Below are 23,232 nucleotides of genomic sequence, written 5' to 3'. Positions count from 1 at the left end.
CATGACCGCTGACCCCACCGCCGCGACCCCGCGCGCCCGTGTCGGGATCGACGTGGGCGGTACGTTCACGGACTTCGTCCTCGCGCTGCCCGGTGATCCGCGCGGGCTGCTGCACCACAAGGAGCCCAGCACCCCCGACGACCCGGCCCGCGCGGTCGCCGACGGCATCGCCGCCGTGCTCGGCCGGGCGGGACTGGACGCCGCCGACCTGGCGTCGATCACGCACGGCACCACCATCGGGCTGAACGCGATCATCCAGCGGCGCGGCGCCCGGATCGCCCTCGTCGTCACCGAGGGGTACCGGGACATCCTGGAGATCGGCCGCAGCCGGATGCCGTCCTCCTTCGATCTGCACGCCGCCAAGGAGGAGCCGCTCGTCCCCCGGGACCGGATCGTGGAGATCCCCGCGCGGCTCGGACCCGACGGGCGCGCGGTCCGTACGCCCAGCGACGCCGAACTGGCGCGCGTCGCCGAGGAGCTGGCCGCCACCGGGGCCGAGGCGGCCGCCGTACTCGTCCTGCACGGACACACCGACCCGGCGTTCGAGTCGGAGGTGACACGGCGGCTCGGCGCGCTGCTTCCGGAGATGCCGCTGACGTCGTCGGCCGCGATCTGGCCGGAGGTGCGCGAGTTCGAGCGCGCGCTCGTCACCTGTCTCAACGTCTACATCCAGCCGTTGATGCGCCGCTACTTCGACCGGCTCGAAACCCTGCTGGACGGGCTCGGGGTGACGGCTCCCGTCTATATCGCCGCCTCCAATGGAGGTTCGCTCAGCCTGCGTTCGGCGGTCGAGCGGCCCATCGAGACCGTGCTGTCGGGTCCGGCGGCGGGGGTCACGGCCGCCACCCGTCTCGGCCGGGCGGCCGGGATCTCCCGGCTCGTCACCTTCGACATGGGCGGCACCAGCAGCGACATCGCGGTGGCCGTCGACGGCGAGCCGGAGTTCGCCACCCACACCACCATCGGCGGACTGCCGCTGATCCTGCCCGTGGTCGCGGTGAGCGCCATCGGCGCGGGCGGCGGCTCGGTGGTACGGGCGGACGAGCACGGCGTCCTCAAGGTCGGCCCCGAGAGCGCGGGAGCGGCCCCGGGGCCCGTCGCGTACGGCCGGGGCGGCACCCGCCCGACCGTCACCGACTGCTATCTGCACACCGGGGTCATCGACCCGGCGACCTTCCTCGGCGGCCGGATGACCCTGGACGCGCCCGCCGCCGCCCGCGCGCTGGGCGAGGTGGCCGAGGGACTCGGCTTCGGCTCCGGCTCCGACGACGGCGGTACGGGTACGGGTACGGGAGCGGACCGCGCGGCCGACGGCGCGCTGCGCGTCGCCACCGCCGGGATGGCCGTGGAACTCCAGAAGACGCTGGCCGGACGCGGCCTGGACCCGGCCGAGTTCACCCTCGTACCGTTCGGCGGCGCGGGCCCCACCCACGCCGCCGTGCTGGCGGAGGAGGTCGGGATCCGCGAGATCGTCGTCCCGCCGACCGCCGCCACCTTCTGCGCGCTCGGCGCGGTCGGCGCCGACCTGCGCCGGGACTTCGCGCGCAGCCTGCGCCGCGAGCTGGACGGCGCCTCGGTCGCCGCCCTGGACGCCGTCCTGGCCGGTCTTGAGGAACAGGCGCGCGACTGGCTCGCCGGGCAGGGGCCTGCGGCCGGAGCGGCCGAACTGACCCTGGCCGCCGACATGAGCTACCGGGGACAGGCGTACGAGCTGCGGGTGCCGCTGCCCGCGCCGCTCACCCAGGACGCGCTGCGCGAGGCGTTCCACACCGAGCACGAGCGGCTGTACGGCTTCCGCGACACCGACGCCGCCATCAGCCTCGGCACCGCGCGCCTCGCCATCAGTTCGGCGGGGCCCGAGATCGTACCGGCGGCGGTGCCCGTCACCGCGCGCACGGAGCCGCCCGTCCCGACCGGGCACCGTACGGTCCTGCTCGCCGGGGACCGGGTCACCGCCGAGGTGCACCGGCGCGACGCGCTGCGCCCCGGGCAGACCCTGACGGGACCGGCCGTGGTCGAGCAGGACGACACCACCGTGCTGGTGCCGCCGGAGTGGACGGCCGGGGTGGACCCGCTCGGCAACCTCCGCCTCACCCGGTCCTGAGCCCCCCCGCTCCTGATCAGCACCCACCCGCACACAACGGCACGCACTGGCACGCACTGGCACGCAACGGCAAGGACGCACCCGCCCATGAAGCTCGACCCGGTCACCCTGGAGATCATCGGCAACAAGCTCGGCGCGCTGACCGAGGAGATGTGCCTCACCCTCCAGCGCACCAGCCGCTCCCTGTACGTCAAGGAGACCGCCGACTTCTGCTGCGCGCTCGCCGGGCCCGACGGCCGCTTCACCGCGTACCCGCGCGGCATCGGCGTCTCCGGCTTCGTCGGTCTCGACGTGCGCACGGCGGTCGAGCACGTGGGGCCGCTGGAGCCGGGCGACGTCATCATCACCAACGACCCGTACACCTCGGGCGGTCTGGCCACCCATCTGCCGGACATCCAGCTCATCGAGCCGTACTTCCACGAGGGCGAGATCGCGGGCTACGGCTGGGCGTTCATCCACTGCTCCGACATCGGCGGCCGGGTGCCCAGCAGCCTCGCGCCGACCAACCACGAGATCTACCAGGAGGGCCTGCGGATACCGCCGGTCAAGCTGGTACGGGCCGGTGAGCCCAGCCGTGACATCGCCGCCCTGCTCGCCGCGAACAGCCGTACCCCCGAAGCCAACGACGGCGATCTGCGCGCCATGCTCGCCGCGCTGCGCACCGGCCGTGAGCGGCTCGCCCGGGTGATCGAGCGGCACGGCGCGGCCGAGGTCGCCGCCGCCCACACGGACCTGGTGGAGTACACGGCGCAGAAGGCGCGGGCGGCGCTCGCCGGGCTGCGCGACGGCACCTACCGGTTCACCGACTATCTGGACGACGACGCCGTCTCCCCCGTACCGGTCCGTATCTCCGTCGCCGCCACCCTCGACCGGGGCGCGCTGCACCTCGACTTCACCGGCACCGACCCGCAGGTCGCCGCGGCCTTCAACATCGCCAGCCACGGGCGGGCGCACGCCTGGATCACCACCCGGGTCCTCGCGCTGATCTGCACCCTCGACCCGGCGATCCCGCTCAACGGCGGGCTGATCCGGCCCGTGACCGTCACCGCGCCGGAGGGCTCGGTCGTCAACGCCTCGGCGCCCGCCGCCGTCGGTATCCGGCACGCCACCGCCTCCCGGGTCAACGACGCGCTCGGCGGGGCGCTCGGCCTGGCCGCGCCCGAGGTGATGCCCGCGGCGAGCAGCGGCCTCGTCGTGCCCGTCGTCGTCGCCGAGAACGCGCCGGGCGGCGGGCAGAACGTCCAGGTCCTGGAGCCCATGGTCGGCGGCACCGGCGCGCGGGAGGGCGCGGACGGTGTGGACGGACGCGACAGCGGCATCTCCAACCTGGCCAACAACCCGGTGGAGACCGTCGAGACGGAGATCGGCGCGGAGATCGTCCGCTACGCGCTGCGCCCCGACTCCGGCGGCCCGGGACGCTGGCGCGGCGGCTGCGGTCTCGAACTCGTCTTCCGGATCCTCGGCGACGACTGCCGGCTGCTCGCCCGGGGCCTGGAGCGGATGCGCTTCCGTCCGTGGGGCGCGGCGGGCGGTGGCCCCGGAGTACCGGCCGAACTCGTCGTCAACGAGGGCCGGGACGACGAGCGGCGCCACGGGAAGATCGACATGGTGGCGCTGCGCAAGGGCGACACGGTCACCCTGCGCACCTCGGGCGCGGGCGGCTACGGCGACGCGTGGACCCGCGACCCGGCGGCGGTGCTGGACGACGTACGGCGCGCTCTGGTCACCGAGCGGGCCGCCGCGCGCGACTACGGCGTGGCGATCACCACCGGCGCCGACGGCCGCCCGGCGCTCGACGCACCGGCCACCGCCGAGCTGCGCCGCACCCCGCCGAACGCCCCGCACGGCGCGGGACCCGAGCGGGCCGCCTGGGACGCGGTGCACTCGACGGAGGCCGCCGACCGGCTGGTCGCGGCGCTCTTCGCGCTGCCGGCGGCGGGCCGCTACGCGCGCCGGGCCGCGATCCACACGGCGGTGCTCAACGAGCTGCCCGAGGGCTTCCCCTCGACGGCGCGGACCGCCCCGGCCTCCGAGACGCAGCTGACGGCGGCGCGCGCGGTGCTGGACCGGCTCACGGCGGAACTGGAAGCGGAGAGCACTGTCTAGGGCTGTCCGCAGCGCTCGCATACGGCGTTCACCCGATGCCGGAACCCGGTCCTCAGCCGCACGCTGACGGCTGTACGGGAACCGGAGCGGACGGGGCGGCGGCTGTGGGTGCGGGTGTGCGTGCGACGGCACGGGGTGGCGGGGTCCTGCGGGACCGCGAGGCGCGGCTGTATCTGTCCGGGGTGGTCGTCTCGGGTTTCGGCACGTCGGCGATGTGGCTGGCGGCGGGCGTCTGGACCAAGTCCCTGACCGGCTCGGACAGTCTGGCCGCGCTCACCGTCTTCGCGATGTGGGCGCCGGTGCTGGCGGGCCCGCTGCTGGGGGCGGTCGCCGACCGGGTGCGCAGACGGCCGCTGCTGATCGGCTGCCATCTCGCGATGGCGGTCGCGCTGTGCGCGCTGCTCGCCGTCGACGCGGCGGACCGGATCTGGATCGTCTTCTGCGTGCTGTTCCTGTACGGCGTGAGCGGGGTCGTCCAGGACGCGGCGGAGGCGGCCCTCGTCGCCGCGGCGGTCGCTCCCCGGCTGCGCGGCGACTTCAACGGGCTGCGGCTCACCGCCAACGAGGGCATGAAGCTCCTCGCCCCGCTCGCGGGCGCCGGGCTGTACGCCCGCTTCGGCGGCTCCACCGTCGCCCTCCTCGACACCGTGACCTTCGTGCTCGCCGCCGGATGCTTCGCGCTGATGCGCGTACGGGAGGAGCGGCCGGCGCCGCCGCCCCGGGGTAGCCGGCTCGCCGGTACGGCCGAGTCGGTCCGCAGGCTGTGGGAATCACGGACGCTGCGTCCGCTCGTCGGCGCGGCGGCGGCCACCATGCTGCTCGCCGGGCTCAACGGCGCGGCGGTCTACGCGGTGGTGGACCAGGGGCTCGGCCGCGCCCCCACGTACGTGGGGGTGTTGTACGCCGTCCAGGGCGCGGGGTCCGTGCTCACCGGACTGCTGGCGGGCCCGCTGCTGCGCCGGCTGCCGGAGCGGGTGTTCGGCGCGGCCGGGATCGCGCTGTTCGCGGTATCGGTGGCGGCGCGGGCGCTGCCGTACGACGCGGTGGTGCTGGCGGGTGCCGCCGGGGTGGGCGCCGGACTGCCGTGTGTGCTGATCGCCGCGCTGACGGCGGTGCAGCGGGAGATACCGGGCGCGGTGCTCGGCCGGACGGCCGCGACCGCCCACACGGTGATGTACGTACCCAACGCCCTCGCGCTGGCGCTGGGCGCGGGGCTGCTGACGGTCGTGCCGCCGGCCGTGCTGCTGCCGGTGGCCGGGGCGGCCGGGCTGCTGACGGCGTGCGCGCTGGCGGGCCGCGGCGGCCTGCCCCGGCTCCGGCCGCGCACGCGACAGCGGTCCAGGTCCGGGTCAGCCGAGGCGTGAGATCTCGCGCAGCGCGGATGCGACGGCCGCCAGGTCCGGGTCCGAGGCCAGCCCCGCGTGGTACAGCCGCAGTTCGGTCGCGCCGAGCGCCTTCGCCCGTACCGCGTCCCCGGCGAGCCCGTCGGGATCGCCGCCCATGCCCGTGACGACACCGAAGTTGGCGGCCAGTACGGACGCGTCGCTCCGGTGGTCAGCGAAGGGGCCGAGCATCGCCCCGGCCGCTCCTCCGGTACAGGGCAGGACGACGCCGTCCGCGACGCCCAGGATGTGCGCGGGGTCGACTCCGGCGTTGGCTCCGGTGCGGTACGGGGCGGGGTCGGCGTGCAGCAGCACCTGGAAGCCGGGGCCCGCCTCGGCCCGTACGGCGGCGACCGCCGACTCCTGGAGCGTACGGGCGACCCCGCCGCGCCAGTCGGCGGCGAGGGCGGCGAGATCCGCGCCGAGGAGCTTCTCGACGGCCGTCCATCCGGCCTCGGTGGAGCCGGTGGCCCAGCCGGGTGCCAGCGCGCGCCGCACGGCGTCGGCCAGTTCGTCCGGGTCCCCGCCGAGACCGGCGTATCCCTCCCGGCAGTCGGAGCAGAAGCAGAGCGACATCAGGTACCGCGCCGCGTCACCGAGCGCGACGCCGCCGGTCTTGTCGTGGGCGTGCAGATGCGTGAATCCGTACCAGCCACAGGATTCCAGCTCGACGCCGCGCGCCCCGGGGCGTACGGCCGCCTCGGCCGCCAGCTCCACGAGGTACGCGGCGACGGCGGGCCGCGCGATGCAGGGCGCCCAGGGGTAGCGGTCGCCGTACGCGTTGACCACGGAGGTGTCCGGGTGCTCGGCGCCGAGGCGGGAGCTGTGCGCGAGGACGACCCAGCTGTGCACGTCGAGACCGGCGGCGGTCAGCGCCTCGGCGGCCTCGCCGTACGCGTCGCCCGGCGCCCAGTCGCCCGCCGGGTAGGGGCGCGTCGCGTGGTCCGCCCATCGCGCGGGGTCCGGCGGGTAGAGGACGGCGGCGTACTCGGCGGTGACGACGCGGTGGCGCGGATGGCGCGGGGTCAGCGCGCGGGTGGAGTGGTAGGCGGCGGCGAGGGTGACCTGCTGGACGCCGAGGTCCGCGATCCGGGCGGCGGCAGCGGGGTCCCCCACCACGTCCCAGGGGTAGAGAAACACCGAGGTCTTCACGCGCCGGTCTCCTTGTCGTGGGCAGTGGATGCTCGCGGATCGCTCGCGGGGTCCCGTCCGTCGCCCTGGGGCAGCCGCGCGAGCAGGGCACGGCCCCGCTCGACGATCCCGGCGAGTTCGCCGATGTGCGCCGGGTCCGGCTCGCTCAGGGGCGGCCGTACCTCGCCGACGTCCAGTCCGCCCATTCTGACGCCCGCCTTGACGAGCGAGACGGCGTATCCCTTTCCCTTGGACCGCAGTTCGACCAGCGGGCGGTAGAAGCCGTCCAGCAGCCGGTTGACGGTGGTGTCGTCGCCGGTGGTCAGGGCCCGGTGGAAGGCGAGGGCGATCTCGGGGACGAAGCAGAAGACGGCGGAGGAGTAGAGGGTGATGCCGAGTCCCCGGTAGGCGAGAGCGGTGAGTTCGGCCGTGGGCAGCCCGTTGAAGAACAGGAAGTCCCGGCCGGGCCGTTCGGTGCGTACGGCGCTGACGATGCGCTGCGTCAGCTCCAGGTCGCCGTGGCCGTCCTTGAGACCGGCGATGGACTCGACCCCGGCGAGCGCGACGACGGTCTCGGGGGTGAGGACCGCGTTGTCGCGCTGGTAGACGATGGTCTCCAGGGAGGTGGCGGCGGCCAGCGCGGTGTAGTGGCGCAGCAGCCCCCGCTGGTCGGCGACGACGAGGTACGGCGGCATGGCGAGCAGCCCGTCCGCGCCGGCCTCCTCGGCGGCCCGCGCGTACTGGATCGCGAGCGCCGTGCCGTAGCCCGCGCCCGCGACGACGGGGATCCGGCCCGCGGTCTCCTCGACGGCCGCGGCGACGCAGTCGCGGAACTCCTCGGGGCTCAGGGCGTGGAACTCGCCGGTGCCGCAGCACGCGAAGACGGCGGCGGCCCCCGCCTCGACACCGCGCCGGACGTGCTCGCGGTAGGTGGCGAGGTCCGGGCCGCCGTCCGGACCGTACGCGGTGACGGGGAAGAACAGCGGCCCGGCCACCCGGGTGAGCCGGGCGGCGAGCGGGGCTGAGGTCACGGGGGCTCCCTGGCCGTGCGGCGAGCGGCGGACCACTCGTGCACCATGGTGATCGATGTCCATATCCCTGAACATCGCACGCTAAGGCAGCCTCTCCGGGCCGGTCAAGACGCGAAACAGCGACTCCGAGACGGATCCTCCCCTGTCGCGAGGCACTTGACGACGGTTCGCCACCCTCCATAAATTGTCCACGCATGTGAATGGCAGCTGCGCATATGAGCCTGGTTCGGGTCCGGATCCGATCCGGAAGCGGATCCGAGCCGTCGAGGAGAGACCCCATGCCCGCACCCCGCACCGTCCTGCTGACCGGCGCCGCCGGGGGCCTCGGCACCCTGATGCGGGGGCTGTTGCCCGCGTACGGCTATGAGCTGCGGCTCCTCGACGTCGCCCCCGTCGAGGGCGAGCCGGACGCCATCACCGCCGATCTCGCGGACCGCGAGGCGTTGCGCGAGGCCGTGCGGGGGGTCGACGCGATCATCCACCTCGCGGGCATCTCGCTGGAAGCCTCCTTCGACAAGATCCTGCGCGCCAACATCGAAGGCACCTACAACCTGTACGAGGCGGCCCGCGCCGAAGGGGTGCGGCGGACGGTCTTCGCCTCCAGCAACCACGCCGTGGGCTTCACCCCGCGTCCGGAGGACGGCGATCCGCTCATCGCGGTCGGGACCCCGCACCGTCCCGACACGTTCTACGGCCTGTCCAAGAGCTTCGGCGAGGACCTGTCCCAGTTCTACTGGGACAAGTACGGCCAGGAGACCGTCTCCGTACGCATCGGCTCCTGCTTCCTGGAGCCCACCTCGGTCCGCATGCTCTCCATCTGGCTGAGCCCCGGGGACTGCGCCCGGCTCTTCCACGCCGCGCTCACGGCGCCGGACGTCGGCCACAGCGTCGTGTACGGCTCGTCGGCCAACACCCGGCTCTGGTGGGACCTGACGAGCGCGCGGGCGCTGGGGTACGAGCCCCGGGACGACTCGGAGCAGTACGCGGAGAAGCTCGTCGCCGAACAGGGCGAGCTGGACCCGGCCCGCCACCCGGACCACGCCTACCTGGGCGGCGCGTTCGTCACGGACCCGCCGCGGTGGCCGTACTGAGCGCGGTGGCCGTACTGAGCGCGGGGCGAGGGCGGGGGACGAAGGCCCGGCCGGGGAAGACGCGTTCGGGTAAGGGAACGGCAAAGCCGAGCCGTTCGTTACACGCGGCATGACAGCAATGACCCCAGGCTCGAACATCCCCCTCTCCACCGCCCATGTGGCGGTGGACGTCGCCGCACCCGTGCGGCTCGACGTGTCGGGCCTGCTGCTCACCGGTGACGGCAAGGTGCGCTCGGACGACGACTTCATCTTCTACAACCAGCCGACGGGCCCCGGCGTGAGCTACCGCTCCGGCGGGGGCGCCGCGCCCGACGCGATCGTCATCGACACGGCGGCCGTCCCGGCCGGCATCGAGAAGATCGTCGTCACCGCGAGCCCGGACGAGGCGGGCCAGAGCTTCCAGGGCGTCGAGCCCACCGCCACCATCCGCGACTCCGCCACCGGCGCCGCGCTGGCCACCTTCACCCCGCCCCGGCTCGGTACCGAGACCGCCCTGGTGATCGTGGAGATCTATCTGCGCAACGGCGCCTGGAAGGCCCGCGCGGTCGGCCAGGGGTACGCGAACGGACTGGCGGGCATCGCCACCGACTTCGGCGTCTCGGTCGAGGAGCCCGCGCCCGCCCCGGCGGCGGCCCCGCGGCCCCCGACGCCCTCGCTCGCGACGCCCGCCCCGCCGGTCGCCCCGCCCGCCCCGGTGGCCGCGCCCGGCAGCGGCAAGATCAATCTGGACAAGGGCCGCGTCAGTCTCCGGAAGAACGAGACGGTGTCGCTGGTCAAGGCGGGCCGTCCGCTGCTCAGCCAGGTCAAGATGGGCCTCGGCTGGGAGCCCGCGTACAGCGGCGGCGACATCGACCTCGACGCCTCCGTCATCGCCTACGGTCCGAACCGCGACCATGTGGACAGCTGCTACTTCGGCAAGCTCTCCATCCTCAATGGAGCCATCAAGCATTCGGGTGACAACCTCACCGGCGACGGCGCGGGCGACGACGAGGTGATCGTGGTCGACCTCGGCCGGATCCCCCAGGAGGCGACCGGGCTGGTCTTCACGGTCAATTCCTTCTCGGGCCAGAAGTTCACCGAGGTCGCCAAGGCTTACTGCCGGCTGGTCGACGCGGCCACCGACGAGGAGCTGGTGCGCTTCGATCTGACGGGCGCCGAGCCGCAGACCGGCGTGATGATGGCCAAGCTGATCCGTCAGTTCTCCGGCGAGTGGGAGATGACGGCCATGGGCGAGTTCGTCAAGTCCCGCACGGTACGGGGGATGGTGAAGCCCGCCTCGAAGAGTCTGTGACGCAAGCGATCGCCCGACCGGGCGACGGGGCCGCGCGCAGCGCGATGACCCCAGGGCCTGTCCGGCGGATCATGGCCGGGTCCGCGACGCCTGACACAGCACCTCGCCGCGTTGCCGAAACGCCCGATAGCTCCGCTATCAGGACGCTCCGGCGCCTTGCGATGTACCGCGCCAGACGCCGCGGCCCGTCCGACCCCGACCCGCCGGACAGGCCCTGGCCGCCACGGGTCCTGACGGTCCGCGGCGCGAATCCCAGGGGCTCCGGCCTACCGGGGCAGCACGCCCTGGCTCAGGGACGGGCTTCAGAGCTTGGTCAGTTTGGAGAAGGGGCTCAGGATCCTCCCCTGGCGCCCCGAGAAATCGATGAGCACGGCATGTTCGCCCTCGACTCCGATGACTCTTCCCAACCCGAACTGATCGTGGGAGACACGGTCTCCCACATCGAACTGCTCGGGCGGGGGTGAGGCCGGGGCCTGGCGGTTGAAGGGACTGGACGGCAGGTGGCGCCGGGATCCGGCTGACTTTGTCATTACTTTGAGTATGCGCCCAATGAGGGCCGCCGCGCCATGCCCGATCAACCACAGGCCGCCCGATCACCCTTCCCACAGGGGCCTACGGGCGAATTCTTTACCCTTGCCCCGGCCGCCCCACAGGCCCCCGAGGCACCGGTGCGGGCCCCGGCGCCGACCCGGAAGCCGTCCCCCCACGGCTCCCTCACGACTCCCCGCCACCGCCCACGCGGCTCCGCCCTCAGCGCCCCGCGCGGGACCTCGCCTTGAACGCCGCCTTCCGGGCGTCCTTGGACGCCGTACGGTCCCGGTGCAGCCGCCCCATCGCCTCCAGCACCTCCGCCGTCGCCGGGTGGTCGACGCGCCAGGCCGCCTCGAAGAAGCCGCTGTGCTGCCCGACCAGGCCCTCCACCAGCTCCTGGAGTTCGTCCGGCTCACCCTCCGCGTCCAGCTGCGCCGCGATGGTGTCGATGGCCAGCCAGAAGATCATCGACTCGGGCGGCGGCGGTACGTCGGCCGCGCCCAGCTCGGCGAGCCAGACCCGGGCCAGACCGCCCAGCTCGGCGTCGTCCAGGACCTCCCGTACGGCGGGCTCGGCCTCCGCGCCGACCAGCGAGAGCGCCTGCTGACAGTGGAGACGGCGCAGCGGCGCGCCGGTGTCCGTGCCCCGGGCGGCGGCCAGCAGGTCACGCGCGGCGTCGGCGGGCGCGCGGCGGGCCAGCCACTGTTCGGTCTCGGCGCGGGCCGACAGCTCGGGGAAGGCGGCGACTCCGTCGAGCAGCGCGTGCGCGTCCTTGTCCGCGAGGTCGCCGACGGCGGGCGCGTCGACGCCCGCCTCCAGCATCCGGGCCCTGATCCCGTAGAGCCCCAGCGGCGTCAGCCGGACCATCCCGTACCGCGAGATGTCCTCCTCGTCAGCGGAGAGCGAGCGGTCGCCGCCCTCCGGGCCGCCCGCGCCGGCCGGCTCCTCCCCGTCCTCGATCATCAGGGCCTCGTCGACGGGGACGTACGAGACGAGACCGATCGGCTCCAGCAGCCTGAACTGGTCGTCCAGCCGCATCATCGCCTCGGAGACCTGCTCCAGGATGTCGTCGGTGGGCTCGCCCATGTCATCGGGAACGATCATCGACGCGGCGAGGACGGGCAGCGGTACGGGGCCCTCGGCCACGCCGCCGCTCTCCGCGACGGTCAGCAGATAGAGGTTGCCGAGCACGCCTTCCAGGAACTCCGCCTCCTCCTCCGGGTCCCAGTCGAGCGACTCGAAGTCGATCTCGCCGTCCTCCCCGATGACGGCGGCCAGGTCGTCCAGGACCGGCGCCGTCGCGTCGGCGAAGACGACGTCCAGGGCGTCCAGCCAGAGGGAGAGGACGTCCCCGGGGCCGCCCGAGGTGACCAGCGCCAGCTGCTCGCCCTCGGTGACGCGTCCCGTGCCGTCCTCCTCGTCCGAGCGGCCGTGGGCCTCCTCGTCCGGGTCCTCGACCGCCACCAGCCCGGTGTCGACCGCGACCCGCCACGCCTCGCTCGCGTACGCCTCGCCGTCGCCCTCCGACAACTCGTCCGCCTCGCCGCCGAGGCCGAGGACCTCCGCCGCGGCGGGCAGCTGTGCGTCGACCAGCTCGCCCCCGGCGCCGACCCGGGTGCCGGGACCGGCCCAGCGGGCGAGGCGCACCGCCCTGGCGAGCAGCGGAGCGGCCAGCGCGTCCCGCGCCAGTTCGGCCTCCGAGGTCAGTCGCACCGGCGGCAGGGTGGGGCGGTCTCCGGGCATCTGGAGGGTCTCCTTGTGGCATACGAGGGCAAGGCGGCCCCCAGCGTAGACGTTTTTGGCCCAACCCTTCCGGTCCACGTACTTGACAAGATCCTCGGCGCACCGTTTCGGGCAACCCCCGAAACAACCGCCCGCGGGCGCTACCCGGCGCTCAGACTGATGGCGGGCGTGTACCGCGACACCGCGTTGTGCCGCATTCCCGGGTACGTGAGCACCCGCCGCCACTTCTCGGTCGGGGAGCCGACGCCGTCCCCGGGCGCGGAGAGCGCGTCGTCGTACGCGGCCGCGCTCTCCCACTCCGCGTAGTTGAGCGCGCGCGTCCCGTCCGTGCCGAGGTGGAAGTGCGCCGAGATCAGGCCGGGGGCGGGGGCGGGGTCCGTGGCGAGCGCATCGAGGACGGCCTCGACCCACCCCTCGCGCCCCTCGCGCCCTTCGCCCCTGCTCGCGCCCTCGAACTCGACCTCGATGATCGCGACGCACCCCGCCACCCGCTCGTCGCCCGGCGTCCTCGGCAGGCTCCGGTACCGCTCGTACCGGCCCAGCCCGACGCGCTCGATGCCCGGCACCGCCGCGTCGATCTCCGCCACGCGCTCGTCCCGCGAGGCGGCGGCGAACCTCCCGTACACCTCAGCGCCGCTCCACTGCGCGTAGTTGAGCAGGGTGTCCCCGTCCTCCCCGATCGCCACGCTGTACGAGAGCAGCCCGGCGTCCGGCCACGCGCGGCCGCGCCAGACCCGGGAGACGGCCTCGGCAGCGGCCCGCTGGCGCGCGGGCGTACCCACGCGCCAGGTACTGACCGTGACGGCCCCGACGCCGGATCTGGCCGGATCGGGGGCCGTGGTGAGCTGAACGGACATGGCTGCGTACCTCCTGAGGAGGGCGCACCCCCGTGGTGCGCCGGCACTCACCATGCTCAAAGATGAAGCACGGTTGAGGTCAACCACGCCGGGCACACGGAGGCAGGACCGCCCCTCAGACCGCCCCTCAGACCACCACGTCGAACCACGGCCGGCGCGTGGTCGCCCAGTGCGCCACCCAGCCCGCGAAGCCCTCGCCCTCCGTACGGTGCCCGAACGCGGCCCCGAAGGGCGCCGCGCCCACATCGCTGATGTTCCAGATCCGCCCCCGGTGCGCGCCGGTGACGACCAGGTGCCAGTACATGCCGCTGCCGTCGGTGCCCAGCACCACGCTGCCGTGGTTGGAGACCTCGTCGATGAGCGGCTCTATCTCCTCGTACGGCCGGGGATCGTCCTCCCACACCCATGCCTCGGTGAGCGGAAAGGGCTTCGCCAGCACGCGCTGCGTCTGGTCGCACCCCCAGTCGGCGGGCAGCGCCGCCACGGGTATCAGCCCGTCGACATCGGCCGGCCCCTCCGGGCAGCCGTCGCATATCTCCGCGACCAGCGTGCGATAGGGCTCGGGCAGCACGATCCCGTGCTCGAACTCGAAGGCGCGCACGCCCTCCCAGCCCAGCGGTGGCAGGCTGTGCTCCGGCGGGAAGGCCGCGCGCAGCCCGTCGAGCTCACTCCTGAACGCATCGCCGCGGTCGGCGTATTCGCTGTTCATGCTTCTCCATGCCCCCATGTCCTCTATTGGACCAGCACCCACTGACAGTCCTGCCCCGGCTACCCCGCTTACCCCGAAGTACCTGCGGCACACAGGCAGTCCGGGGCCCGGTCATCCACTGGAGGCGGATCGCCACGGGGTCCACAGCGTCGCGGTCACCACTGAGCCGTACGATACGACCGCTCGCGACGCACGCGTACTCATGTCGAAGCCAACCTCGCCCGGCGCGTCGTAGGAGCATCCTCCCGTACGCCGAACAGGCGCCCGATCAGCGTCCGGTCGAACCGCCCGAAGCCACCGCGGAAACCTGTCCGGAAACCGACGGCGTCGGCAACCCTTCTTCGACAGCGGTCCGCGCACCGCCACGCTTCAGCATTCCTACGCCTTCACCCGAAGAAGATCTAAGTGGACCTTCACGGTCGACCGGGCGGACACTGCGGCCATGACCCCGGACCCACCGCACTCCGACGCACCGCACTCGACCGCCCCGCACCCCGCCGTCCCGGGTGCCGAAGCCACCACCGTCCCGCGCCCCTTCGGCCGTGCCCTCTGCGCCATGGTCACCCCCTTCACCGCCGCCGGGGAGCTGGACCTGGCCGGCGCCCGCGCGCTCGCCGCCCTGCTGGTCGCCGAAGGCTGCGACGGACTGGTGCTCAGCGGCACCACCGGCGAGTCGGCCACCACCACGGACGCCGAGAAGACCGCGCTCGTCAGGGCCGTGTGCGCGGAGGTCGGCGACCGGGCCGCCGTCCTCGCCGGCGTCGGCAGCGCGGACACCCGGCACACCCTCGCCCTGGCGCGCGAAGCCGAACGCGCGGGCGCGCACGGCCTGCTGGTGGTCGCGCCGTACTACAGCCGCCCGCCGCAGCGGGACGTCGAGGCGCACTTCCTGCGGATCGCGGACGCGTCGGGCGTCCCGCTGATGCTGTACGACATCCCGGCCCGCACCGGCACCCGTATCGAGCCCGGGACGCTGCTGCGGCTCGCCGCGCACCCCCGGGTCGTCGCCGTGAAGGACTGCGCGTACGACCTGTTCAGCAGCTCCAAGGTGATCGCCCGCACCTCGCTCGCGTACTACTCCGGCTGCGAGGAGCTGAACCTCCCCCTCTACGCGGTCGGCGGCGCCGGATTCGTCAGCACCGTGGCCAACGCCGCGCTCCGGCCGCTGCGGGCCGTGCTCGACGCGTACGACACGGGCGCTCGCGCCGAGTCCCTGCGGCTGCATCAGGCGGCGCTGCCGCTGGTGGAGTCGATGATGGGCGCGGGGCTGCCGGGCACGGTCACGGCCAAGGCGCTGCTCGGGGCGCTCGGGCGGCCGGCCGGACCGGTCCGTGAACCACTGCGGCCCGCCGGCCGGGAGACGGCCGACGGGCTGCTGAGGGCGTACGCGGAACTCACGGCGGCGGCGCGGGCGGTGTAGCCGCCGTACGCGGGCCAGGCCACCGCCCGTCCGCGCGTGATCAGTTGTGGCTGTGGAGCATGTCGTTGAGGCCGCCCCAGACCGCGTTGTTCGGCCGGGCCTCGACGGCGCCGGTGACCGAGTTGCGACGGAAGAGGATGTTGCTCGCGCCGGACAGCTCGCGCGCCTTGACGATCTGGCCGTCCGGCAGCGTGACCCGCGTCCCCGCCGTGACGTACAGCCCCGCCTCGACCACGCACTCGTCGCCCAGCGCGATCCCCACTCCGGCCTCGGCGCCGACCAGGCAGCGCTCGCCGATGACGATGCGCTGCGTGCCGCCGCCGGAGAGGGTGCCCATGGTGGAGGCGCCGCCGCCGATGTCGGAGCCGTCGCCGATGACCACACCGGCGGAGATGCGGCCCTCGACCATCGACGTGCCGAGCGTGCCCGCGTTGAAGTTGACGAAGCCCTCGTGCATCACCGTCGTGCCCTCGGCGAGGTGCGCGCCGAGCCGCACCCGGTCGGCGTCCGCGATACGGACGCCCTTGGGCGCCACGTAGTCCGTCATCCGGGGGAACTTGTCGACCGACGTCACCTGAAGGTGCAGGCCCTCGGCGCGCGCGTTGAGCCGTACGGTCTCCAGCGCGTCCACGGGGACCGGCCCGAGCGAGGTCCAGGCGACGTTGGCGAGCACGCCGAAGAGGCCGTCCAGGTTCTGGCCGTGCGGCTCGACCAGGCGGTGGCTGAGCAGGTGGAGGCGCAGGTACGCGTCGTGCGCGTCCAGCGGCTTGTCGTCGAGGGAGGCGATGACCGTACGGACGGCGACGACCTCGACCCCGCGTCGCGCGTCGGCGCCGACGGCTTTGGCCGCCCCCTCGCCCAGCAGCTCCGCGGCACGCTCGGCGGTCAGCCGCTCGGTGCCGGCCGGACCGGGCTCCTCGGAGAGCGCGGGCGACGGGTACCAGGTGTCGAGGACGGTGCCGTCCTCGGTCAGGGTGGCGAGGCCGGCGGCGACGGCGCCGGTGGTGCGGGGAGAAGTCTTCTCGGTCATGCTCAGAACCTAACGTTCCGGGCGCCGCGCGGGCCAACCGGTCTCAGGTGCCGGGCGCGCGGCGCGCGGGCCGCACGGGCGGCCCGCGGTCAGCTCAGCCGGTTGCCCTCGGAGCCGCCGGCCACATGATCGACGTCGTCCTCCGCGCGCGGCAGCGGACCGTGCCCCTCCGAATGGTGGTTCACCCAGCCGCAGACCCCGCAGCTGTAGCGCCCGTCGAGACCGGCGATCAGCGTGCCGCACTGTCTGCACTCGCCGTACGTGATCTCGGGCCCGGGAGGCGGTACGGGCCCGGTCGGCGGGACGGACGGGGAGGGCGGGACGCTCATCCCGCCAACCTACCGCCGGAAGCCGGACCGGCACCCGCACGCGCCCCTGGTCCGGCATCCGCACGCGCTTGCGCACCCGCCCCCGCGTCCGCACCCGCCATCACCCGCGCCAGCATCTCGCGCGCGTACGCCTCGTCGTACACCGAGCCCGTCAGCAGCACCTGGAGACAGATCCCGTCCAGCAGCGCGACCAGCGCCCGCGCGGTGACCGGATCGGTGCGGGGGGCGAGCGCCTCGGTGACCCCGGAACACCACTCGGCCGCCACCGGGCGCAGCGCGGGCCTGCGCAGGGCCGCGAGGTACAGCTCGTACTCCAGCTCCACACCGGTACGGTCACCGGCCAGCCACTCCCCCGTGAGCCGCGCCAGCTCGCCCGCGACGTCGCACCCCGGGGCCGCGAAGGCGCCGCTCTCCCGTACGGCCGCCGCGAAGCCCTCGTTGGCCTGCCGCAGGGCGGCGATCAGCAGCTCGTCGAGGGAGGCGAAGTGGTAGGTGGTCGAGCCGAGCGGCACATCCGCCTCGGTGGCGACGGTGCGATGGCTCAGCCCGGCGATACCTCCGCGCCCGACCACCCGGATCGCCGCGTCGATGATGCGCTGGCGCCGTTCGGGATCGTAACGACGGGTCATCAGTGGGCTCCTCCGAGGTTGAGGACGACGACGCCCGCGATCACCAGGGCGATGCCCGCCAGTTTGACCGCGTCCGCCGGCTCGTTCATGAAGAGCATGCCGATGACGGCGATGAGCGCCGTACCTGAACCGGCCCAGATCGCGTACGCGGTGCCCACGGAGAGCGTCTTCAGCGTCTGCGCGAGCAGGCCGAACGCCAGCAGATAGCCCGCCACTGTCAGCAGTGAGGGCCACAGCCGGGTGAAGCCCTCGCTGTACTTCATGGCCGTCGTGCCGGCCACCTCCGCCGCGATCGCCGCGGCCAGCAGTCCATATCCCATGTGTACGAGTGTACGCATCGATACGTACGACCGTACACAAACGGTCGAACGGGTGCCGTATACGGTGTGTTGTTCAGATAAAGAGATACCTCGGGGGCAGAGCGATGACGCAGGGCGGCACAGGTCAAGACGGTATGGGGCAGGGCGGTATGGGGCAGGGCGGAGGCGGAGGCGGACCGTACGCCAACGGGCCGCACGGGAACGGCCCGTACGGCAACGGGCCGCACGGCTGGGGCGGTCACGGTGGCTGGGGCGGCTGGACGCCGCCGTCGCCTCCCAAGCCCGGCGTGATACCGCTCGGCCCGCTCCGCACGAGCGACATACTCAGCGGCGCCTTCGCCACCATCAGCCGCTACTGGAAGCAGCTGCTCGGCACGGCCCTGGCGGTGTACGGGACGGCCGCGCTGGCCATGGCGGGCGCCGCGCTGGTCGCGTACTTGGCCGTCGGCGACCATCTGCGCACGATCTTCGGCGACCGGGGCGACACCGAGCCGCCGTGGGCGGAGATCCGCCCCGTGGTGATCGCCTTCGCCTGCTTCTGGCTCTTCGGGGTGCTGCTGGCGACCGCCACCAACGCCGCGATCCAGACGGCCTGCCCGGTCATCGTCCAGCAGGCGGTCCTGGGGCGCCCGGTCACGATCGGCGAGGTCGCCCGCAGAACGGGGGCACGACTCCCCTCGGTCCTGGGCGCCGTCCTCCTGACCTTCCTGACCGCCCTGCCGCCGGCCGCCCTGTTCCTGCTCGGCTGCGTCGGCCTGCTGTTCGTCCCGTCCGGCGCCGAAGACTGGCCCTTCGAGGGACCGAAGTGGCTCCTGCCGGTCGGATTCCTCGGCGCCTTCGCCCTGATGCCGCTCGCCGTCTGGCTCTGGACCCGCTTCTGCCTCGCCCCCTCGGTGGCCGTGATCGAGTCCAGCGGCCCGGTCACGGCCCTGCGCCGCTCGGCGGAACTGGTGCGCGGCGCGTGGTGGCGGATCTTCGGCGTCTCGCTCCTCGGCGCCCTCCTGGCCGGCATGGCCGGAGCACTCGTCCAGCAGGTCGTCAACGTGCTGGGCATGCTCACCGGCCAACTGAGCTTCACCACCGACGAGTCCGGCGTGTCGCCCGCCCGACTCCTCGCTTTCCTGGGCGGATACCTGATCGTCACCCTCGTCGTCGGCGTGATCAGCCAGGCCATCACGGCGACGTTCCCCCAACTCGTCCTGAACCTGCTCTACGTGGACCAGCGCATCCGCAACGAGAACCTGGGCCCCGTCCTGGCGACGGCCGCGAGCACCTCGCCGACATCGACACCAACACCGTAATTTCGGCCAATCAGTCGGCACATCAGGCGATATGCGCGTCGCCGCAATACGGGCAGGGGACAATGGCCGGCAAGGGGAAAAGAACATCGAGATCCTGTTCGGAAATCGCGTTCGAATGCTCACGAGTTCGATAATCGAATTCCCCCGAACTCCAATATCCCGGGAGTGAGATGAGGGGCATCAAGATTGCCGCCTGGACCCTGACGACCCTGCTGGCCGGCGGGACGGCGGTGACGGTGAGCACCGCGGCGTCGGCCTCCGCGGCGGTGGCCAGACCGGCGGGGTGTTCCGCCCCGAAACCGACCCTGTCCGAGAAGAACGGACTGCTGAAAGGGCGGGGGACGTCGACCTGCGACGCGGCCCTGACCCGCACCCTGCACATCGAGATCAAGTGGAACAAGTCCTACTTCCCCGACCCGCTGACGGCCAAGAGCGCCGACTCCGGGACGAAGAAGAAGTACGACGCCCAGGTCAGCACATGTGACGGCGGGGCGAAGCGGGGCTACTACGCCCGGGCGTACTTCACCCGCGACGACAACCACCACGACACCTCACCGCGCGACATCCGTTCCTGTGGCTGACACACACGACCGGACGGCAGGGGACGAGAGCAAGGGAATGACCGTGCGGGTGGTCGAGGCCCACGCACTGGAACAGCGCCGTGGAAAGCGGAAGATCCTGCACGGCCTCTCCTTCGGTATCGGAGAGGGAACGACAGGGTTGTTGGGACCCAATGGCGCGGGCAAGACCACCCTGCTGGAAACGCTCTGCACACTGCTCCGGCCGACCGCCGGGTCGCTGACGGTCCTCGGACTGTCGGCGGCCCGGCGGTACGACCGGGCCCAACTGCGGGCCTCCATTGGATTCCTGCCGCAGAACTTCGGCTATCAGCCGTCATTCAGCGTCCGCGACCATGTCGAATACGCGGCATGGAGCAAAGGACTCGGCGCGCGGGAAGTCCGCGAGGCGGCCCGCGCGGCCATCGCCTCGGTCGGCCTGGAGAAGGAGACCGGCCGACCGCTCAAGGCGCTCTCCGGCGGAATGCTCAGACGCGCCGGCATCGCCGCGTCCCTCGTGCACCGGCCCCGGCTGCTGATCCTGGACGAACCGACCGTGGGCCTCGACCCGGGCCAGCGCACCGGCTTCCGTGAACTGCTGCGTACGGTGGGCGAGTCCTGTGCGGTGGTACTGAGCACCCACCTGACCGAGGACATCGCGGCCGTGTGCGACCGCGTCATCGTGCTGGACGAGGGCCGGATCGCCCACGAGGGCACCACGGCCTCGCTGGCACGGCTCACGGGCGAGCGGGTCATCGGCCCGGGGACGGCCCCCGAGCTGGAACGCGGATACAACACGGTGGTGGGCCCGCGTGATTGAGTCGGCCAACGAGCGACCGCCGACGAGGAGCCCGCGCCCCGCTCCCCCGGACGCCGCACACCCCCCGGCCGTGGGCACCCGGGGCTTCTGGACCGTCGCCCTGCGCATCGAGCTGCTCCGCTCCCCCGTCGTATGGCTGGTGCCGGTCCTGCTGGGCGTCGGCATCGGCGTCACCTGGCACGCGCTGCCGCGGGGCATCGCGTACTGGCCGAGCACCCTCGCCGCGGCGAACGCGTCCGTCGCGCTGACCGGCCCGGTGCTCGGCGCCTTCGCCGCCTTCACCGGATCGCGCGAACACCGCCTCGGCCTGGGCCCGGCGCGGCGGCTCTCGATCCGTGGCGGCTGGCTGTTCGGCGCCGCCGAACTGGGCGCGCTGGCCGTGTGGAGCCTCGTGGCGCAGGCTGGGGTGGTCCTGACCGTGGTGATCCGCACGGCCCTGTCCTCCCCCACCGGCGAGTTCAGCCTCCTGGTCGTCACGGCGGGAGCGGCGGGCCTGCTGTGCAACGTGGCCCTCGGCCATCTCGCGGGTCGTCTGCTGCCGTACCGGCTGCTGCCCCCGCTGGTGGCGATCGCGCTGTACACGATCAACTTGCTGGGGTCGGGCCGCTACGGCAAGCAGGACTACCTGCTCTTCCCCGTCCTCATCGACGAACCCGGCGTCTTCGATGCCTGGCAACCGGGCCTGTACGAGCGCCAGTCGCTCTGGCTGCTCGGCGCGGCCACGCTGATCGCCCTCGCCTCCCTCGCCCTGGCCGGCCCGACCCGGACGCTGTACGTCGCGGGCGCGGCGGCACTGGCGGTCACGGTCACCGGAGCGGTGGCGACCACGGCCCTGGAGGGCCGGTACTTCGCCCGCTCCACCCCGGCCTTCACGTACTCCTGCGAGACCCGGTCCATCACCGTCTGCGTCCACCCGGCCTTCGCCGGGGCGCTGCCCGGCCTCACCCGTACCTTCACTCCGGTGGCCCGCCAGCTGGCCGGTACGCCGGCCTCCTTCGACCGTCTGGAACAGCGACCCAGAGGCGTCGGCGGCGCACCGTCCCCCGGCTCCCGCGCGATCCGCATGGACGATCTCGCCCCGGGCCGGATGGCCGCCACCCGGCAGGAGTTCTTCGAGGAACTCCTCGACGTCGACCGCTGCGCGGCGGCGGACCCGGAAGCGGTGGCGCGTACGGACGAGGCGGCGGCACTGCTCGAACGGACCCCCGAAGCGCTGCCGCCGCGCTGGGCGGCGGACCGCTTCGAGGCATTCACCACCTGCGCACTGCGGAAGAGCGATCTCCCCCGATGAAACACGTCGCCGAATGGCGCTTCCTCCCCCTCTTCGCCCGCGCCCGCAACCTCGGCCGGACAGCAGCCGCGGCGGGACTGCTCCTCATCGCTCCGGCGCTCGCCGGCGACCGCACCGTACGCACGGGGATCGACACCCCGATCACACTCCCGCTGGCCGTGCTGGTGCCCGCCGCGCTCGCGACGGTGATCGGCGCGGGAACGCACGAGGCCATGCCCCACCTGGACCGCCTGTCGAACGGCCGAGTGGTCCGCATGCGCGCGCGGTACGGCGTACTGACCCTGCTGGTGGCAGGCGCCGGTACGTGGCTGATGACCCCGGCCGCCAACGGGGCCCCGGACGTCCTGGCCCAGGGCCCGGAGGTGGCGGTACGCAACCTGGCCGCCCTGACCGGCCTCGCCCTCGCCTGCGCGACCGTCCTCGGCGCGGAACTCTCCTGGCCCCCGGCGGTCCTCCTCCTGGGCGCCGCGCTCTTCCTCGGCCGCACGGGCACGGCGGCCCCCCTCTGGTCCTGGCTGACCGCCCCGCCGGGCGACCCGGCCGCCCTGACCACCGCGTGCGCGCTGACGGCCACGGGCATCGGCCTGTACGTGCCGTACGGGGACGGGGGCCTGCGGCACGCGCTGCTGAGGGCGTGACGTCCCGCCCGTGTCAGGGGCGCGGTGCCGAGTCCGCAGCCCGGCCGGGGGCGGCCAGCAGCCCGGCGAGCAGGGTGAGCCGCTCGGCGTCGGGCCCGCCCTCCTCCGCCGTGTACACGATGAGCACCGGGCCGGGGGCGCCCGGCATCGGGTAGGCGTCCCAGTCCAGGTTCACCTCCCCGACCAGCGGATGGTTGACGCGCATCCGGCCACGGGTCGTCTCCGCCACGTCGTGACGGGCCCATATCGCGGCGAACTCGTCACTGCGCACCGCGAGTTCGCCGACCAGCTCCACGGCGCGCGGGTGCCCCGGCTCGGCGGCGACCTGTGCCCGCAGCATCGCGGTCAGCTCGGCGACGGTGGCCGCCCGTTCCGGGCATGCCTGGTCCGCCTCCGGGTGCAGCAGCAGCGACAGCAGGTTCCGCTCCGCCCGCGGCCGCTGGGTGAACTCGCCGAGCAGGGCGCCGGCGAGCGGGTTCCACGTCAGTACGTCCAGGAAGCGGCCGACGACCACGGCGGGCGAGGACAGGGTCCGCAGCAGCCGCAGCGTCGTGGGCGGCACCACCTCGGGCTCGTGCCGTCGCGGGCCGCGGGCGGGGGTGCGCGCGGCGGCGGCGAGGCTGTGCAGGTACCGCGACTCCTCGGTGGTGAAGTTGAGGGCGCGCGCGAGGGCGTCCAGGACCTGCTCGGAGGGCCGCACGTCGCGTCCCTGCTCCATGCGCTGGTAGTAGTCCGCGCTCACCCCTGCCAGCAGGGCCAGTTCCTCCCGCCGCAGCCCGGCGACGCGGCGCCTCGGACCGGGTTCCAGGCCGACGTCCTGCGGCCGGAGCCGGGTCCTGCGAGCCCGCAGGAAGTCGGCCAGTTCGCGTCGGGGATCGTCGGTCACGGGGAGGGGGGTCTCGGTCACGACGCCAGTATGGC

General features: G+C 73.4%; 22 protein-coding genes. 11 read left to right on the top strand and 11 right to left on the bottom strand.

The annotated features are described in order from the left end of the window. Position 1 precedes the first annotated feature (1 nt). From OG627_RS27400 to OG627_RS27390, 3 genes are all read left to right on the top strand, one after another. Positions 2-2,104, top strand: coding sequence for a hydantoinase/oxoprolinase family protein (locus OG627_RS27400; RefSeq protein WP_329069508.1), 2,103 nt, complete (start codon positions 2-4; stop codon positions 2,102-2,104). An 87-nt stretch (positions 2,105-2,191) separates the two neighbouring features. Beyond that, the gene (locus OG627_RS27395; protein WP_329069506.1) at positions 2,192-4,210 is read left to right on the top strand and encodes a hydantoinase B/oxoprolinase family protein; all 2,019 of its coding nucleotides are present in this window, start codon (positions 2,192-2,194) and stop codon (positions 4,208-4,210) included. 116 nt (positions 4,211-4,326) lie between these two features. Further along, positions 4,327-5,574: an MFS transporter gene (locus OG627_RS27390; protein ID WP_329069504.1), complete on the top strand. Its 1,248-nt coding sequence runs from the start codon at positions 4,327-4,329 to the stop codon at positions 5,572-5,574. Here OG627_RS27390 and OG627_RS27385 read toward each other — a convergent pair. Continuing rightward, on the bottom strand, positions 5,560-6,744 hold the full coding sequence (locus tag OG627_RS27385; protein ID WP_329069502.1) for a hypothetical protein: 1,185 nt from the start codon (positions 6,742-6,744) through the stop codon (positions 5,560-5,562). The genes OG627_RS27390 and OG627_RS27385 overlap by 15 nt on opposite strands. Next, positions 6,741-7,754 (bottom strand): 5-dehydro-4-deoxyglucarate dehydratase, encoded by a 1,014-nt coding sequence (locus OG627_RS27380; protein WP_329069501.1) that lies wholly within the window; start codon positions 7,752-7,754, stop codon positions 6,741-6,743. Before OG627_RS27380 ends, OG627_RS27385 begins: the two co-directional genes overlap by 4 nt. Positions 7,755-8,032: 278 nt before the next feature. Between OG627_RS27380 and OG627_RS27375 the strand changes: the two genes are divergently transcribed. Then, positions 8,033-8,845 (top strand): NAD-dependent epimerase/dehydratase family protein, encoded by an 813-nt coding sequence (locus OG627_RS27375; protein WP_329069499.1) that lies wholly within the window; start codon positions 8,033-8,035, stop codon positions 8,843-8,845. A 118-nt stretch (positions 8,846-8,963) separates the two neighbouring features. Then, complete coding sequence (locus OG627_RS27370) at positions 8,964-10,136, top strand: TerD family protein (protein WP_329073031.1); 1,173 nt, start codon at positions 8,964-8,966, stop codon at positions 10,134-10,136. 302 nt (positions 10,137-10,438) lie between these two features. Here OG627_RS27370 and OG627_RS27365 read toward each other — a convergent pair whose 3' ends face one another. The 4 genes from OG627_RS27365 to OG627_RS27350 form a co-directional block, all read right to left on the bottom strand. Further along, positions 10,439-10,666, bottom strand: a complete 228-nt coding sequence (locus tag OG627_RS27365) for a hypothetical protein (protein WP_114626100.1) — start codon at positions 10,664-10,666, stop codon at positions 10,439-10,441. 220 nt (positions 10,667-10,886) lie between these two features. Beyond that, the gene (locus OG627_RS27360; RefSeq protein ID WP_329069496.1) at positions 10,887-12,410 is read right to left on the bottom strand and encodes a hypothetical protein; all 1,524 of its coding nucleotides are present in this window, start codon (positions 12,408-12,410) and stop codon (positions 10,887-10,889) included. A 140-nt stretch (positions 12,411-12,550) separates the two neighbouring features. Beyond that, positions 12,551-13,267: an antibiotic biosynthesis monooxygenase gene (locus OG627_RS27355; protein ID WP_329069494.1), complete on the bottom strand. Its 717-nt coding sequence runs from the start codon at positions 13,265-13,267 to the stop codon at positions 12,551-12,553. A 127-nt stretch (positions 13,268-13,394) separates the two neighbouring features. Further along, positions 13,395-13,976: an SMI1/KNR4 family protein gene (locus OG627_RS27350; RefSeq protein WP_329069492.1), complete on the bottom strand. Its 582-nt coding sequence runs from the start codon at positions 13,974-13,976 to the stop codon at positions 13,395-13,397. A gap of 442 nt (positions 13,977-14,418) precedes the next feature. Here OG627_RS27350 and dapA point away from each other — a divergent pair, with 442 nt between their 5' ends. Then, entirely contained in the window at positions 14,419-15,396 is a 978-nt protein-coding gene (gene dapA / locus OG627_RS27345; RefSeq protein ID WP_329069490.1) for a 4-hydroxy-tetrahydrodipicolinate synthase, read from the top strand. Positions 15,397-15,436: 40 nt separating this feature from the next. Here the strand turns inward: dapA and dapD are convergent, their stop codons facing one another. The 4 genes from dapD to OG627_RS27325 form a co-directional block, all read right to left on the bottom strand. Continuing rightward, positions 15,437-16,426 (bottom strand): 2,3,4,5-tetrahydropyridine-2,6-dicarboxylate N-succinyltransferase, encoded by a 990-nt coding sequence (dapD, locus tag OG627_RS27340; RefSeq protein WP_329069488.1) that lies wholly within the window; start codon positions 16,424-16,426, stop codon positions 15,437-15,439. A gap of 89 nt (positions 16,427-16,515) precedes the next feature. Next, a complete protein-coding gene (locus OG627_RS27335) occupies positions 16,516-16,755 on the bottom strand; it encodes a hypothetical protein (protein WP_329069486.1) in 240 nt (79 codons plus the stop codon). Next, positions 16,752-17,384, bottom strand: coding sequence for a TetR/AcrR family transcriptional regulator (locus tag OG627_RS27330; protein WP_329069484.1), 633 nt, complete (start codon positions 17,382-17,384; stop codon positions 16,752-16,754). The genes OG627_RS27335 and OG627_RS27330 overlap by 4 nt, the downstream gene beginning before the upstream one ends. After that, positions 17,384-17,704, bottom strand: a complete 321-nt coding sequence (locus OG627_RS27325) for a DMT family transporter (protein ID WP_329069482.1) — start codon at positions 17,702-17,704, stop codon at positions 17,384-17,386. Before OG627_RS27325 ends, OG627_RS27330 begins: the two co-directional genes overlap by 1 nt. 149 nt (positions 17,705-17,853) lie before the next feature. Here OG627_RS27325 and OG627_RS27320 point away from each other — a divergent pair, with 149 nt between their 5' ends. From OG627_RS27320 to OG627_RS27300, 5 genes are all read left to right on the top strand, one after another. Beyond that, positions 17,854-19,005 carry a hypothetical protein gene (locus OG627_RS27320; protein ID WP_329069480.1) on the top strand — a complete coding sequence of 384 codons (1,152 nt, stop codon included), beginning with the start codon at positions 17,854-17,856 and terminating at the stop codon, positions 19,003-19,005. A 170-nt stretch (positions 19,006-19,175) separates the two neighbouring features. After that, positions 19,176-19,586, top strand: coding sequence for a hypothetical protein (locus OG627_RS27315; protein ID WP_329069479.1), 411 nt, complete (start codon positions 19,176-19,178; stop codon positions 19,584-19,586). After that, entirely contained in the window at positions 19,579-20,382 is an 804-nt protein-coding gene (locus OG627_RS27310) for an ATP-binding cassette domain-containing protein (RefSeq protein WP_329069478.1), read from the top strand. The genes OG627_RS27315 and OG627_RS27310 overlap by 8 nt, the downstream gene beginning before the upstream one ends. A 70-nt stretch (positions 20,383-20,452) precedes the next feature. Then, positions 20,453-21,673, top strand: a complete 1,221-nt coding sequence (locus OG627_RS27305) for a hypothetical protein (RefSeq protein ID WP_329069476.1) — start codon at positions 20,453-20,455, stop codon at positions 21,671-21,673. Beyond that, positions 21,670-22,311, top strand: a complete 642-nt coding sequence (locus OG627_RS27300) for a hypothetical protein (RefSeq protein WP_329069474.1) — start codon at positions 21,670-21,672, stop codon at positions 22,309-22,311. The genes OG627_RS27305 and OG627_RS27300 overlap by 4 nt, the downstream gene beginning before the upstream one ends. Positions 22,312-22,324: 13 nt before the next feature. Here OG627_RS27300 and OG627_RS27295 read toward each other — a convergent pair whose 3' ends face one another. Then, positions 22,325-23,218 carry a helix-turn-helix domain-containing protein gene (locus OG627_RS27295; protein ID WP_329069472.1) on the bottom strand — a complete coding sequence of 298 codons (894 nt, stop codon included), beginning with the start codon at positions 23,216-23,218 and terminating at the stop codon, positions 22,325-22,327. Positions 23,219-23,232 lie beyond the last annotated feature (14 nt).

The sequence above is a fragment of the Streptomyces sp. NBC_01429 genome, from assembly GCF_036231945.1.
Lineage (GTDB): Bacteria > Actinomycetota > Actinomycetes > Streptomycetales > Streptomycetaceae > Streptomyces.
This window is presented reverse-complemented; position numbering and strand designations above follow the sequence as displayed.